Genomic DNA, 13933 nt, shown 5'->3' with positions numbered 1-13933 from the left:
ATGCGAGTCGTCGTGCAAAGGGTCTCAAGTGGAAAGGTGCTTGTGAAAGACCAAACAGTTGGAGAAATTGAAAAAGGGCTCGTCCTACTTGTTGGTGTCACCCATGATGACACCCAAAAGGACGTGGAAATCCTTGCTGATAAGATACCGAATTTGCGTATTTTCGAAGATGAGGATGGAAAGATGAATCACTCCTTGTTGGATATTAACGGATCTATCCTTTCCGTATCCCAATTCACATTATATGGCGATTGTCGCAAAGGACGTCGCCCGAATTTTATGGGAGCAGCCAAACCTGATCAAGCTAAAGGACTTTATGAAATATTCAACAAATTACTGTCCGAAAAAGGTATTCAAGTTCAGACGGGTGAATTTGGTGCGATGATGGATGTTCAAATCCATAATGACGGTCCAGTAACCTTAATTTTAGATACAAATGAAATGAACAAATAAGTATTGGGGCTGTCTAATTAGTCCCTGAAACAAACCAGGACCAGGTAGAGAAATTCCTACCTGGTCCTGGTTTGTATTTGCTTTTGCCTTTCGCCGTTGTTCATTTGGCTCTCAATCAGCATTCTGTTCTTCGCTTTCATAAATCTTAATGTTCTGTCGATCTTTATTAATTGATTTCAAACTAAATTCACGACACTCCTCGAAAATGAAGTTCATATTTTCTTCGTGCGATGTAATGTTGCCAAAGCCTTCCTTGTCCTGCGGGAATAGCGAGCCAGGCGAGACCCCGCAGCGAAGTTTAGCTACAGGAATCTGCTGTGAGCGAGGAGGCTCGCGGTTCGCCCGCGGAAAGGGAGTGAATTTCGAAGAAATCAATATCTTTATTTAACAGTGGGCAGTCAGAAGGACAGTTTTCACGGGCTTTCTGGACAGCTCATTGAATTTATCGATTAGAGAAGAACTTTGCTAATCCTCTATAAATTGCGTGGCCCGCTTTATCTGTATAAGCAGCTGAGCGCACATAATGTTCTTCTTGTGAATTGGAAATGAAACCGAGCTCTAAGAGTGTTGCAGGTTGATGATTTGTTCTCAGGACTTGGAAGTTTCCGAATTTAACCCCACGGTTCCTTAACCCAGTCTGTCTCACTAATTCATCTTGAATAGCATGAGCGAGAGGTGCATCCTTTAGCTTTGAATAGTAAAAGCTGTTCACACCTTTTGCACTAGGGAAGATCGACGAGTTAAAATGTACACTGATAAACGCATCGGCACTATGAGTGTGAGCAAGGTATACTCGATAAGGTAAACTAATATATTGGTTGTCACTTCTCGTCATGACTACTTTCGCGCCAGCTGCTTTTAATTTAGAAGAAACAGCTTTAGCGACATTCAGATTCAGAACTTTTTCAAGTGTGCCGTATGTCGTTCCTACAGCACCACCATCATTTCCACCGTGACCTGCATCTATAACGACGGTTTTTCCTTTAAGATAGTCTCCTACAGTAGGATGATTCACCTCGGGTGTTGAGGCACCAGTAACCGACACAATCCATCCAGCTACATAAGCTTCTTTAGTTGAAGATAACTTGATTTTAAACCAGTCACCTTCTTTAGATAATATAGGAAATTGATCGCCTTTATTGCCTCGATCTACGACAGAATCCTTTGTTGACGGTCCACTTCGTAGATTTGTGCCATCGTAGAGAAGTGTAAGGGATGGTTCATTCGACAAATCACCTTCAGGTTGTGAAGTGTTGTCTTCCTTTACCTCTTCTATAAACCAGGAAGCAGCCCAACCTTTTGATTGATTCCACTGTACATAGGCCCACTTGTTTTCAACTTTTAGAATCTCTACGATTTGATTTTTCTTTAATTGACCAACGACTTTCCCTTGCAATGATCCTTTGTCCCTGACATTTAAAATGGTAGCTGTAATCTTCCCTTTTTTTAATGATGTGGGAGCTGTAGGTGGTGTACTAGGTTGTTTGTCTTCATTTTCTGATTTTGTAACGTACCGACCAGCTACCCAGCCCTTTCCATTTTGGTAAGACACTTTATACCAGCCATTTTGAATCTGAATAATCTCAACATGATCCCCTTTGCGGAGAGAACCAACTACGGAGTAAGAAGTTCCAGGTCCACTACGAACATTTAAACTAGTAGCATTGACGATGGACTTGTCGCTAGATTGTTCTGGTTCCTTTTTCTTTTCACTTGATGGAGTAGATGACTGAGTGAGCCAAGAAGCCACCCATGCCTCACGGTTTTTATACTTGATTTTTGTCCAAGAGCCTTTCGTATCAATCGATTGAAACTTTTCATGTGGATAGATCTGTCCAACGACCGTGAAAGATGTATCAGGACCAGAGCGCACATTAAGTGCATCAACTTTTGATGAGATCCAGATCCCAGTATTGGATGATGGATCGTTTTCTGATTGTTGAGCTTTAATTTTTTTAGCATACCATCCAGCAATCCAACCTCTTTTGCCATTCATTTGAATTTGTAGCCAATCGCCTTTCTCAGATAATATCGGGTACTCCTTGTTCTTATGTACTTGGCCAACAACTGAATGACCCAAACCTGGTCCTGACCGAACATTTAAAGTATCAACCGTAATCTTTGCCTTATCTCGGTCGGCAGCAAATCCATTTTGACTAACTGTTGTGAAAGAGCTAAGTAAGAAAATCATAGTTAACAAAATATAATAACACTTTTTCACTATTCCACCCCATTTCTTCATTCCATCTTTTATATCGGTCACACCTTCTCCTCATTTCATATGTGCTTCAACAAATTGAGTGAAAAACATCTAAATATGTAAAAAAACATCATATTAGGGCAATGATAAAGAGGTAGATAATGATATATAGGTGGTTATGATGAATGAGAAAAAGTACAAAACAAGATACGATGAATCAAAGGGAATCAGCTCTGTTTGGGATGGACTTCCATCAGTTTATTGAAAAAGAACCGAGTATGACAAACTACGAGCTTGCTGAAGAGTTTGGCGTCAATTTAGAAGCAGTCAAAAAGCTAAAACGACAAATTAATCGTTAAAATTTATTATGTGCTTGACATCATGTTTAAAGGTCCGTATGATAGTAATCAATTCAAACGAATCGATTGATAACCGTTGATGGAGAAAAGTACTCTAAAAGCTCATGTGCAGGGAGGGAATGCCAATTGACTGCAAGCATTCCTACATAGAGATTAGATGAAAGACACTCCGGAGGTTTAATTCCGAACCTATTTGGCAGTAGGGATTTAACGTATGCAGGCGTTAACTGTAACTTGAGTGGAAGTGTTTGTCACTTCAACTAGGGTGGTACCACGGGAAACAACTCTCGTCCCTTCTTTAATCATGATTTGATTAAGAAGGGGCGGGAGTTTTTTTATTTATTTGAAATATAGACATTAAACGAATCTTTCATCTGAAAGAATGATAACAGGGAGTGAACTGGAATGAGCTTTCAAATTCCTAGAGGAACCCAGGATATTTTACCTGGCGAGGTTGAGAAATGGCAGTTAATTGAGGAGAAGGCTAAAGAGCTTTGTCGCAAATATAATTATCACGAAATTCGCACACCGATTTTTGAGCACACCGATCTTTTTCAACGAGGTGTAGGTGATACAACGGATATCGTTCAAAAAGAAATGTATACGTTCAAGGACAGAGGGGATCGTAGTCTGACACTGCGACCTGAAGGAACAGCGTCTGTCGTTCGTTCATTCGTGCAAAATAAATTGTTCGGGGATCCACAGCAACCAACAAAGCTTTACTATATAGGACCGATGTTTCGTTATGAACGTCCTCAAAAAGGTCGCACAAGACAGTTTGTGCAGTTCGGCATCGAAGCGTTAGGTAGTAATGATCCAGCGATTGATGCAGAAGTAATGGCACTTGCTATGGAGCTTTACCAAGAGCTTGGGCTCAAACACTTGAAACTTATTGTCAACTCTCTTGGTGATACAGAAAGTAGAATCGCGCATAGAGAAGCACTTGTCTCTCACTTTAGACCTGTAATTGGAGAACTTTGTGAGGATTGTCAAAACCGAATTGATGCGAATCCACTTAGAATTTTGGACTGCAAGAAAGATCGCAGTCATCCTAAAATGGCATCTGCGCCATCCATATTGGAATACTTAAATGACAGTTCAAGAGGCTATTTTGAGCAAGTAAAAGCCTATTTAGATGAATTAAATGTACCTTATGAAGTTGATGCTACATTGGTTCGAGGCCTAGACTATTATAATCACACAGCATTTGAAATTATGAGTGAGGCTCCAGGCTTTGGTGCTATCACTACGTTAAGTGGTGGTGGTCGCTATAATGGACTCGTTGAAGATATTGGTGGACCTGAAACGCCAGGTATAGGGTTTGCGATGAGCCTTGAACGCTTCCTTGTCGCTTTAGAAGCAGAACAAATCGATCTACCGATACAAAAGGGAATTGACTGTTATCTCGTTACGTTAGGTGAAGGACCTAAGAAGCGCAGTATGTCCATACTGAACGATTTACGACGAGCGGGGCTTACTGCAGATCGAGATTATCTCGAGAGAAAAATGAAAGCACAATTTAAAGCAGCAGATCGGTTAAACACAAAGTATGTACTAGTCTTAGGGGAAGATGAACTAGCGAAAGACGTTATTAATGTGAAGGATATGAACACTGGCGAACAAGTAGAAATGCCAATAAATGAAGCTACAGAATATTTACTAAAGGGTATTGAAGGAGGAACTCGGTCATGATTGGTAGAACACATCAGTGCGGTAAGGTGACAGAACAACATATCGGATCAAGCGTTCAATTAAAAGGTTGGGTACAAAAGCGAAGAGACCTAGGTGGTCTTATATTTATAGATCTAAGAGATCGTTCAGGAATTGTACAGGTGGTTGTCAATCCTGAGAACTCTAAAGAAGCAGCAATGATTGCAGACAAAATTCGGAATGAATATGTAATCGAAATACAAGGCGCAGTCGTTGCCAGGGATGAAAGTACGATTAACGAAAAAATGGAGACGGGTCGTATTGAAATTAAAGCTGAGAAAGTTGAAATTATCAATGCAGCCAAAACACCGCCATTCATGATCTCGGATAAGGAAGAGATCAGCGAAGATATTCGATTAAAATACCGATACATGGACTTGCGTCGTCCAGTTATGCAAGAAACATTAAAGATGCGTAGTAAGGTTACGAAGTTAATCCGTGATTTCTTAGATGGATATGAGTTTCTCGATATGGAAACGCCAATGCTGACAAAGAGTACGCCGGAAGGAGCACGCGATTACTTAGTACCAAGTCGTGTTCACGAGGGACATTTCTATGCATTGCCTCAGTCTCCACAAATCTTTAAACAATTGCTAATGGTATCTGGTTTTGAACGATATTATCAAATTGTACGTTGTTTCCGTGACGAAGATTTACGTGCTGACCGTCAACCAGAATTTACTCAAGTCGACATCGAGACATCGTTTATGGATCAAGAAGATTTGTTTGAAATGACAGAGAAGATGATGACACAAATTTTACACGAAACGAAAGGTATACAAGTCCAAACACCTATTCAACGCATGACATACAAGGAAGCAATAGAGCGTTATGGCTCTGACAAACCTGATACGAGATTTGGTATGGAGCTTGTAAATGTTTCCTCCTTAGTAGCGGAATCAGATTTTAAAGTATTTGCTTCAACCATTGAATCCGGTGGTGAAGTGAAAGGAATCAACGTTAGCGGTCAAGCTGGTGAGTTCTCTCGTAAAGATATTGATCAATTGACTGATTTCGTAAAAGTTTACGGTGCGAAAGGTTTAGCATGGTTGAAGGTTGAGGAAGAAGGACTAAAAGGACCTATTTCTAAGTTCTTCGATGAAAACATGCAAAAGCAATTGAAGGAAGCATTTGAAGCGAATGTTGGAGACTTGTTACTATTTGTTGCCGACAAACCTAAAGTAGTTGCTGAAAGCCTAGGTGCTCTACGCATGAAACTAGGTAAACAACTAGAACTCATTGATACAGACAAATTCAATTTCTTGTGGGTTGTTGACTTCCCGCTACTTGAATTTGATGAAGATGCTAATCGTTACGTTGCTGCCCATCATCCGTTTACGATGCCTAAGAAGGAAGATCTACACCTACTAGAGTCAGATCCAGTGAGTGTTCGTGCACAAGCTTATGACTTAGTGTTGAATGGCTATGAATTAGGCGGAGGTTCTCAGCGTATCTACCAAAAAGAAGTTCAAGAGAGAATGTTTAAAGCGCTCGGATTTTCTCTAGAGGATGCGCATGCGGAATTTGGTTTCTTAATGGAAGCTCTTGAATACGGAGCTCCACCACATGGAGGGATTGCTCTCGGACTTGATCGTCTAGTTATGCTGCTAGCTGGCCGACAAAACTTGAGAGATACCATCGCGTTTCCAAAGACAGCAAGTGCAAGCTGTTTATTAACAAATGCACCTAGTAAGGTAAGTGACCAACAATTAAACGACTTACATCTACGTGTTCATAAAGAAAAAGTAAAGAACGAGTCCTAAGACTAAGGTCGCCTTCCATTTTGGAAGGCGATTTTACTAACAAAGCACTATAAACGAAGACTTATGCGTATGACATTTTGGGTGCATCATGCGACATATTATTACAACTTAGTATATTAGTCTGATTTTTAAGAAAACACTGACAATTGAATTGAATTTGAAAAGACCTTGTGCTATTCTATAACTACAATATTAAAGAGTCCTGAGGTGTACGTTTCTGCCGAATGTTTGAGCCAACACTTTTACTATGGGAGTCTGAGTTTATGATCGGCGTGCAAGCCTTCTACGAAAGGACGCACAATGATGATAGCAGGACACCCACGTTTTGCAGGCAGGTTCAACACAAAGGAAATTTGACGGCACAAATGGGACTCTAATATGAGCTACGAAAACAATCAGGCTTGAGCCTGATTGTTTTTTTACGTTAATTAAAATAATGGATCATCTTAACTGTTAAGTTGCAATCGAGTTTCGATTTCATATATGCTATGATGGATACTGATTTGGAGCACGGAAGGGGTATATAGATGTTACATCAATTTTCAAGAAATGAATTAGCAATCGGTGAAGATGGATTAGAAGTCCTTAAAGGAACAACGGTAGCTGTACTTGGTATTGGAGGCGTTGGTTCCTTTGCAGCCGAAGCACTAGCACGCTCCGGAGTCGGCCGTCTTATTCTAGTCGATAAAGACGACGTGGATATTACAAATGTCAATCGTCAAGTTCACGCGTTGATTTCTACAGTGGGACAACCGAAAGTGGATTTGATGAAAGAGCGTATTGCTGACATTAATCCAGATTGTCATGTAGAAGCATTGAAAATTTTCTATACGGAAGAAACATATGAAGACTTTTTCAGTTATCCGCTTGATTTTGTAGTTGACGCTTCAGACACAATCTCGTATAAAATCCACTTAATGAAAGAGTGTTTAAATAGAAAGATTCCTATGATATCAAGTATGGGTGTCGCTAATAAGATGGACCCGACACGACTACGTATTGCTGATATTTCTAAGACAAGCTATGATCCTATAGCAAAAGTGATCCGCACAAAACTACGTAAAGAAGGCATTCATAAAGGTATCAATGTCGTCTTTTCAGACGAGAAACCGATTCAAATCAGAGAAGATGTGCGAAAAAGCATCGTTCCAGATGAAAATGCAAAGATCAGAAAGGCGAAACTGCCACCTTCATCGAACGCATTTGTTCCGTCGGTTTCTGGGTTAATCATGGCAGGACATGTCATTAACAAAATTATTGAAAAGCACGAAATCCAAATTAATCGAATTCGATAAATTAGAGAGCTAAAAGAAAAGGAGTGATCAACAGTGCTGTATTAGCACGATTGATCACTCCCATTTTTATTTTGCTACTTTTTCTAAGTTCCCATTTTTGTCCATTTTGAATTTTGAGGAAGATAATTCATCCTGATCTTGGAGTAAGACCATTCTTCGAGCACGATCCATAATCTGGAGCAGTGCTTGATAATCCTCTTTTAATGAAGAATAATTATTTTTTAGTTCTTTTATTTCTTTTTCAAATTCCTCATTTTGCGTTCGAAGGTTGTTACATTCAAGCTCCAATTGTTCATTACGCATTTTTACAGTAGATGAATCTGTATTTTGGTGCTTTAGGTTCTGCAAAAATTCAATAACAGTATCTAGCTCAACCGTTTGATTTGATTTCGGTGTTGGGACATGGGATCTTACCTCGGCTTCTCTTGGTGTATCACTTACAACAGGTGTAGGTGTATGCAATTCCTCTGCAACCTCGATTCGGTGTTTTGGCTCCGAAAGAGGATGATAGTTTTCAAAATCCATAGGTTCATCATACCGAGTTTGGTAAGGATCTTGTTTCTCAACCTTACGTGATGCCGGTGCTTGAGTAGCAGCTGCTCTTTTTCGTTCCTTTCGTTGACGTCTGGCAATCTTCAAAGCTTGTTCGTATTTCTTGCGAACAATTGCGTTCCACCTGAACCCTACCGCTGCAGATGTACGATCAAGTTGATCACCAACTTCTTCAAAAGCTAATAACTGAGTGCTTCCTTCACGTACATGACGTAAAACGGTTTCAGCTAGTAATAGATCATCTTCTTCAGACCAAGCATCTTGTCGTTGATTTGACATATTTAGTTCTCTCCTTTTTAAATCCCATAAGGCTTTTTAGCATTATCATGGACAAAAAAGAGAAGAACTATACAAGTTTACTATTTTTGTTTAATAGGTTCTATTCACCTTTTTGTTTTCGCTCTTTGAAGTACTCGAGCCTTCTAGAAACTGATTTCTCGTATCCTCTTTCACTCGGTTGAAAGAAGGTCTTATGCTTAAGATGATCAGGTAAATATTGCTGTGGTACGTAACCATCTTTATAATCGTGAGGATATTTATAACCCATTCCTGAACCTAGCTCTTTTGCGCCACTGTAATGCGCGTCCCTTAAATGGGTTGGAACTTGTCCAGCTTTTTCATTCTTTACAGCTGCAAGAGCATGGTCAATTCCACTAATGACCGCATTACTTTTTGGAGCGGTTGCAAGATAAAGGGCAGCTTCAGCTAAAGGTATTCTTGCTTCAGGCATACCGATAAAGTCAACTGCCTGAGCTGCGGCTTGAGCGATTAATAAAGCGTTAGGATCGGCAAGACCTACATCTTCAGCCGCATGGACATACAGCCGTCTCGCAATGAATTTTGGATCTTCCCCTGCGTAAATCATTTTGGCGAGCCAATATAAAGTAGCATCAGGGTCTGAACCTCTAATACTTTTGATAAAGGCAGAAATCGTGTCATAATGATTGTCGCCTTGTTTATCATACTGCAAAACCCTCTGTTGAATGGATTCCTCTGCAATGCTCAAGGTGATATAGATGGTGCCATCCTTATTTGGAGAAGTAGTCAATACTGCAAGCTCTAAAGCATTTAGGGCAGTTCGCGCATCTCCATTCGCTACATCGACTAAATGATCTAGCGCTTGTTCTTCCGCTTCAATCGAATGTTTACCAAATCCGCGATGTTCGTCAGAAATCGCCACTTGCAAAACTTTCTTAATATGATGGTCTGTTAGTGGTTCGAAGCGAAATAATCTCGATCGGGACAACAAAGCTTTGTTAATCTCAAACATCGGGCTTTCTGTTGTCGCACCAATCAAAATGATTGTTCCATCCTCGACATATGGAAGTAAGGCATCTTGCTGACTTTTGTTGAAACGGTGGATTTCATCTATAAATAGGAGGGTTTTCTGATTCTCCATTCTTAATCTTTCTCTTGCTTGAGTAGTAATGGTTCGAATGTCACCTACTCCTGAAGTAACAGCATTAATTTGGTCGAACTGAGCAGATGTAGTGTTCGCAATGATTTTTGAAAGGGTTGTTTTTCCTGTCCCTGGTGGTCCGAAGAAAATCATTGCTGATAACTGATCAGCTTCTATTGCTCTTCTAAGTAATTTGCCTTTACCCACGATATGTTCTTGTCCTATGAACTCGTCTAACTTGCGTGGTCTCATTCTGTCAGCAAGTGGTTTTCCTCTTGGGGTATCGTCATTCGGCATATCAAATAAATCCATAGCTTCACGTCCTTTCAGGGACATAATCATGAACAATGTGTAATTCAAATGAACGATACTATAGGAACGGATTGAATGCAAGGAGAACCCATTTCATGCTATAATGTCATAGGTTAAAACGGGATTATATATTTCGTATACAATGATTAATAATGGATAGCTTTTAATAGATGTTTAGAGTGAATTGAGGAGGATTTTATGAAGATTTCAACAAAGGGACGATACGGATTAACGATCATGATTGCTCTAGCCAAAAAATATGGTGAAGGTCCGATATCTTTAAAATCGATTGCAAAGGACCATGGACTTTCAGAACATTATTTAGAGCAATTAGTAGGTCCACTCCGAAATGCGGGTCTCGTCAAAAGTATTCGCGGTGCTTATGGCGGGTATACTTTAGCTCGTGAAGCGGACAAGATAACTGCAGGAGATATAATTCGCGTACTAGAAGGTCCAATCACCCCTGTTGAAATTATGGATGACGAAGAACCTGCCAAAAGGGATCTTTGGATCAAAATCCGTGACGCTGTGAAAGATGTGTTAGATAATACCACTTTAGATGATTTGGCTTCTTATAGTAATGATGATGATCAAGAGGCTTATATGTTCTACATTTAAAGGTAGATTTAAAAGTCGATGGCTAATAAACGGCGCACTACTTTGTTACTCGGCTTTTCCGGTCCTCATGTATTAAAAGATACATTCCGGTCCTTAAAGCCTTCGTGCCTCGTATTACTTGTTTCTAATCCATCTCTTTTAAATCAGTCTATATGGCTAAGTAGATTTAAAAGTTGACGGCTATGTGCTTTGAATAGATCTGTTAATAATGAAATAGGGTGATTTTAATGAGTGCCATTTACTTGGACCATGCTGCGACTTCTCCGACGAGGGAGGAAGTCGTTGAAGCAATGGTACCTTACTTTACAACGTTATACGGAAATCCTTCAAGTATCCATCAGTTTGGTAGAAACACTAGACAAGCATTGGATGAAGCGAGAAGAGTGATGGCAACGAGTATTAACGCTTCATTCAACGAGATCGTTTTCACGAGTGGAGGAACAGAGTCAGACAACATGGCGATTATTGGCGCCGCCCTAGCTCAAGAGAAGAAGGGGAAGCATATCATTACTTCTCGAATCGAGCACCATGCAGTGTTACATGCGGTTGAATATCTTGAGGAGCAAGGGTTTGAGGTAACCTATCTTCCAGTCGATGAGACGGGGAGGGTCAGCCCACAACAATTAGAAGAGGCGATCAGAGAAGATACGACGCTTGTTACAATTATGTACGGGAATAATGAGGTCGGAACACTTCAGCCAATTCAAGAAATTGGGACCATTACGAAGAATAAAGAAGTCCTTTTTCATACAGATGCTGTTCAAGCTTACGGTAGTGTGTTAATAGATGTTGAACATTTAGGAATAGATCTCATGTCGATCTCTTCACATAAGATCAACGGACCTAAAGGTTGTGGCTTTTTGTATATCCGTGACGGTGTTCGTCTCGAACCAAGAGCATTTGGTGGTGAGCAAGAAAGGAAGCGGAGAGCCGGAACTGAAAATGTACCAAGCATTATGGGAATGAAAAAAGCAGTGGAACTCATCCAATTAGAAAAAATGGAACGCCATGAACAATTAAAGGCATTTAAAGAAAAAATGCTGGAAATTTTTGATGAAGCAGGCATTCAGTATTTACTAAATGGATCTAGCGAGTATTCGTTGCCACATGTTCTGAATGTCAGTTTTCCTGGAACGAACGTAGAATCGATGCTCGTAAACTTAGATTTATCTGGAATAGCAGCATCAAGTGGTTCCGCTTGTACTGCTGGGTCGATCGAACCGTCCCATGTTCTATCAGCAATGTTTGATGACCATGAGAGACTTACAGCAGCAATTCGGTTTAGCTTCGGCTATGGAAATACAATAGAAGAAATTGAGCGAGCAGGACAAGAAACGGTCAAAATTGTCAATCGCTTAACTTCAATGTAAATGGAGGTGTAATATATGGCGAATAATCCAGAAGACACACGCGTTGTTGTCGGTATGTCTGGGGGTGTTGATTCATCAGTTGCAGCATTGCTGTTGAAAGAACAAGGGTATGATGTAATTGGTATCTTCATGAAAAATTGGGATGATACAGATGAAAACGGCGTATGCACAGCTACTGAGGATTATGAAGATGTAATTAGGGTATGTAATCAACTTGGCATCCCTTATTATGCTGTAAATTTTGAAAAGCAATATTGGGATAAAGTTTTCACATATTTCCTTGAAGAATATAAAGCAGGTCGGACTCCTAATCCTGACGTCATGTGTAACAAAGAGATAAAATTCAAAGCATTCCTTGAGCATGCAATGAGCTTGGGTGCAGATTATGTTGCAACAGGCCATTATGCAAGAGTTGCAGAACGCAATGGTGAAACGGTCATGCTGCGTGGTGTTGATGATAATAAGGACCAAACGTATTTCTTGAATCAACTCAGCCAGGATCAAATTTCAAAAGTTATGTTCCCAATCGGGGAATATCAGAAGCCTGAAATTAGAGAAATGGCTGAAAAAGCAGGGCTCGCTACAGCAAAGAAGAAAGATAGCACAGGGATTTGTTTTATTGGGGAAAGAAACTTCAAAGAATTCTTAAGCCAGTATCTTCCTGCACAACCTGGTGAAATGCAAACGATGGCCGGTGAAACGAAGGGTAAGCATGATGGACTTATGTATTATACGATTGGCCAGCGACATGGTCTTGGAATAGGTGGAAATGGCGATCCTTGGTTTGTTGTCGGGAAAGACTTAGACCGAAATGTCCTTTATGTTGAACAAGGATTTCATAATGAGCTTCTTTATTCAGAACAATTGACGGCAACACTTGTAAGCTTTGTATCAGATAAGGAAATTCCTGATGAATTAAAATGCACAGCTAAATTCAGATACCGGCAAACAGATCGGGGTGTAACCATTAAGAAACGCGAAGATGGACAATATGATGTGTGGTTTGATGAGCCACAACGTGCAATTACTCCAGGGCAAGCAGTCGTCTTTTATGATGGAGATGTTTGTTTAGGTGGAGGTACAATCGATAAAGTCTATAAGAAAGAAAAAGAACTTTCTTATTTGTCATAGAGATACGAACACTAATGTGGACCTTTTCAAATGAAAGTTTGACTAGGTCCCTTTTTTCATATGGGACAAATATTAATAGGAGGAGACAAGTTTATGGCTGATCAAAACAAACGAGGAATTGAACTGATGAAAGAAGGAAACTACGAGGAAGCGGCGAAGGCATTTCATAGTGCGCTAGAAGAGCAACCAGACGATCCTGTTGCCTATGTCAACTTTGGTAACTTACTTGAACTTGTAGGTGAATATGAAAAGGCGATGGGCTTTTTTGATAAAGCGATTTCGCTAAATGAAGACCTACCGGCAGCTTACTACGGAGCTGGGGTTGTGTTTTACAAGTTAGAACAATATGATGACGCTGTTGACTTATTTATAAATGCCATTAAAAAAGGATTATCTGATGGGGATTCACATTTCATGTTAGGTATGAGCTTTGTTCAATTAGGAGATTCGAAAAGAGCTCTCCCCCATTTTCAAAAAGCAACAGAAGATAACCCAAGTGACGTGGATGCATGGTTTCAATATGGAATGGCACTTGGCACGCAACAGATGTTTGAACAAGCAACTGCAGCCCTCCATGAAGTAATCAAGATGGATCCAGAACATGCTGATGCTTACTATAATCTTGGTGTTGCCTATTTATATCAAGAAAATATCGATACTGCTGAAGAGATGTTTAATAAAGCAGTTAAAGTTCAAAATGATCATATTCTAGCACACAATGGATTAAAACAAATTAAAGAAATAAGAGAGTCCACTGAAAACAACGAATAA

The 13933-nt window shown here is 40.0% G+C and carries 12 protein-coding genes, 1 other RNA gene and 1 other annotated feature; of the genes, 10 read left to right on the top strand and 3 right to left on the bottom strand.

The window, feature by feature from the left end:
* Positions 1 to 453: a D-aminoacyl-tRNA deacylase gene (dtd, locus tag L2716_RS10020; RefSeq protein WP_236334172.1), complete on the top strand. Its 453-nt coding sequence runs from the start codon at positions 1 to 3 to the stop codon at positions 451 to 453.
* Between the two features lie 442 nt (positions 454 to 895).
* Here the strand turns inward: dtd and L2716_RS10015 are convergent, their stop codons facing one another.
* A complete protein-coding gene (locus tag L2716_RS10015) occupies positions 896 to 2716 on the bottom strand; it encodes an N-acetylmuramoyl-L-alanine amidase family protein (RefSeq protein ID WP_236334170.1) in 1821 nt (606 codons plus the stop codon).
* 122 nt (positions 2717 to 2838) lie between these two features.
* On the opposite strand from L2716_RS10015, the gene L2716_RS10010 reads away from it, so the two are divergent.
* From L2716_RS10010 to L2716_RS09990, 5 genes are all read left to right on the top strand, one after another.
* On the top strand, positions 2839 to 3012 hold the full coding sequence (locus L2716_RS10010; protein WP_236334168.1) for an RNA polymerase subunit sigma-70: 174 nt from the start codon (positions 2839 to 2841) through the stop codon (positions 3010 to 3012).
* A gap of 67 nt (positions 3013 to 3079) precedes the next feature.
* Positions 3080 to 3310: a binding site (T-box leader), on the top strand.
* Positions 3311 to 3417: 107 nt separating this feature from the next.
* Positions 3418 to 4704, top strand: a complete 1287-nt coding sequence (hisS, locus tag L2716_RS10005) for a histidine--tRNA ligase (RefSeq protein WP_236334166.1) — start codon at positions 3418 to 3420, stop codon at positions 4702 to 4704.
* Entirely contained in the window at positions 4701 to 6485 is a 1785-nt protein-coding gene (aspS, locus tag L2716_RS10000) for an aspartate--tRNA ligase (RefSeq protein WP_236334164.1), read from the top strand. The genes hisS and aspS overlap by 4 nt, the downstream gene beginning before the upstream one ends.
* Positions 6486 to 6681: 196 nt before the next feature.
* Positions 6682 to 6861: non-coding RNA, 6S RNA (gene ssrS, locus L2716_RS09995), on the top strand.
* A 151-nt stretch (positions 6862 to 7012) separates the two neighbouring features.
* Entirely contained in the window at positions 7013 to 7780 is a 768-nt protein-coding gene (locus tag L2716_RS09990; protein ID WP_236334162.1) for a tRNA threonylcarbamoyladenosine dehydratase, read from the top strand.
* Positions 7781 to 7846: 66 nt separating this feature from the next.
* Here L2716_RS09990 and L2716_RS09985 read toward each other — a convergent pair whose 3' ends face one another.
* Together L2716_RS09985 and L2716_RS09980 are read right to left on the bottom strand one after the other, a co-directional pair.
* Entirely contained in the window at positions 7847 to 8611 is a 765-nt protein-coding gene (locus tag L2716_RS09985) for an RsfA family transcriptional regulator (protein ID WP_236334161.1), read from the bottom strand.
* Positions 8612 to 8711: 100 nt separating this feature from the next.
* Positions 8712 to 10043 carry an AAA family ATPase gene (locus tag L2716_RS09980; protein WP_236334159.1) on the bottom strand — a complete coding sequence of 444 codons (1332 nt, stop codon included), beginning with the start codon at positions 10041 to 10043 and terminating at the stop codon, positions 8712 to 8714.
* 198 nt (positions 10044 to 10241) lie between these two features.
* On the opposite strand from L2716_RS09980, the gene cymR reads away from it, so the two are divergent.
* The 4 genes from cymR to L2716_RS09960 all read left to right on the top strand — a co-directional run bounded on the left by cymR (position 10242) and on the right by L2716_RS09960 (position 13933).
* Positions 10242 to 10661 (top strand): cysteine metabolism transcriptional regulator CymR, encoded by a 420-nt coding sequence (cymR, locus tag L2716_RS09975; protein WP_236334157.1) that lies wholly within the window; start codon positions 10242 to 10244, stop codon positions 10659 to 10661.
* Positions 10662 to 10888: 227 nt separating this feature from the next.
* Positions 10889 to 12031 carry a cysteine desulfurase family protein gene (locus tag L2716_RS09970; RefSeq protein WP_236334155.1) on the top strand — a complete coding sequence of 381 codons (1143 nt, stop codon included), beginning with the start codon at positions 10889 to 10891 and terminating at the stop codon, positions 12029 to 12031.
* A 15-nt stretch (positions 12032 to 12046) separates the two neighbouring features.
* On the top strand, positions 12047 to 13162 hold the full coding sequence (mnmA, locus tag L2716_RS09965) for a tRNA 2-thiouridine(34) synthase MnmA (protein ID WP_236334153.1): 1116 nt from the start codon (positions 12047 to 12049) through the stop codon (positions 13160 to 13162).
* A gap of 93 nt (positions 13163 to 13255) precedes the next feature.
* Entirely contained in the window at positions 13256 to 13933 is a 678-nt protein-coding gene (locus L2716_RS09960; RefSeq protein ID WP_236334151.1) for a tetratricopeptide repeat protein, read from the top strand.

The sequence above is a fragment of the Pseudalkalibacillus berkeleyi genome (genome assembly GCF_021608225.1).
Taxonomy (GTDB): domain Bacteria; phylum Bacillota; class Bacilli; order Bacillales; family Fictibacillaceae; genus Pseudalkalibacillus; species Pseudalkalibacillus berkeleyi.
The sequence above is the reverse complement of the archived record's forward strand: the minus strand, read 5'-3'. Positions and strand labels throughout refer to the sequence as shown.

Bases quoted from the DNA above. Each gene is read 5' to 3' on its own strand.
- dtd (WP_236334172.1), top strand. From the start codon at position 1: ATGCGAGTCGTCGTGCAAAGGGTCTCAAGTGGAAAGGTGCTTGTGAAA.
- L2716_RS10010 (WP_236334168.1), top strand. From the start codon at position 2,839: ATGAGAAAAAGTACAAAACAAGATACGATGAATCAAAGGGAATCAGCT.
- hisS (WP_236334166.1), top strand. From the start codon at position 3,418: ATGAGCTTTCAAATTCCTAGAGGAACCCAGGATATTTTACCTGGCGAG.
- aspS (WP_236334164.1), top strand. From the start codon at position 4,701: ATGATTGGTAGAACACATCAGTGCGGTAAGGTGACAGAACAACATATC.
- L2716_RS09990 (WP_236334162.1), top strand. From the start codon at position 7,013: ATGTTACATCAATTTTCAAGAAATGAATTAGCAATCGGTGAAGATGGA.
- L2716_RS09985 (WP_236334161.1), bottom strand. From the start codon at position 8,611: ATGTCAAATCAACGACAAGATGCTTGGTCTGAAGAAGATGATCTATTA.
- L2716_RS09980 (WP_236334159.1), bottom strand. From the start codon at position 10,043: ATGGATTTATTTGATATGCCGAATGACGATACCCCAAGAGGAAAACCA.
- cymR (WP_236334157.1), top strand. From the start codon at position 10,242: ATGAAGATTTCAACAAAGGGACGATACGGATTAACGATCATGATTGCT.
- L2716_RS09970 (WP_236334155.1), top strand. From the start codon at position 10,889: ATGAGTGCCATTTACTTGGACCATGCTGCGACTTCTCCGACGAGGGAG.
- mnmA (WP_236334153.1), top strand. From the start codon at position 12,047: ATGGCGAATAATCCAGAAGACACACGCGTTGTTGTCGGTATGTCTGGG.
- L2716_RS09960 (WP_236334151.1), top strand. From the start codon at position 13,256: ATGGCTGATCAAAACAAACGAGGAATTGAACTGATGAAAGAAGGAAAC.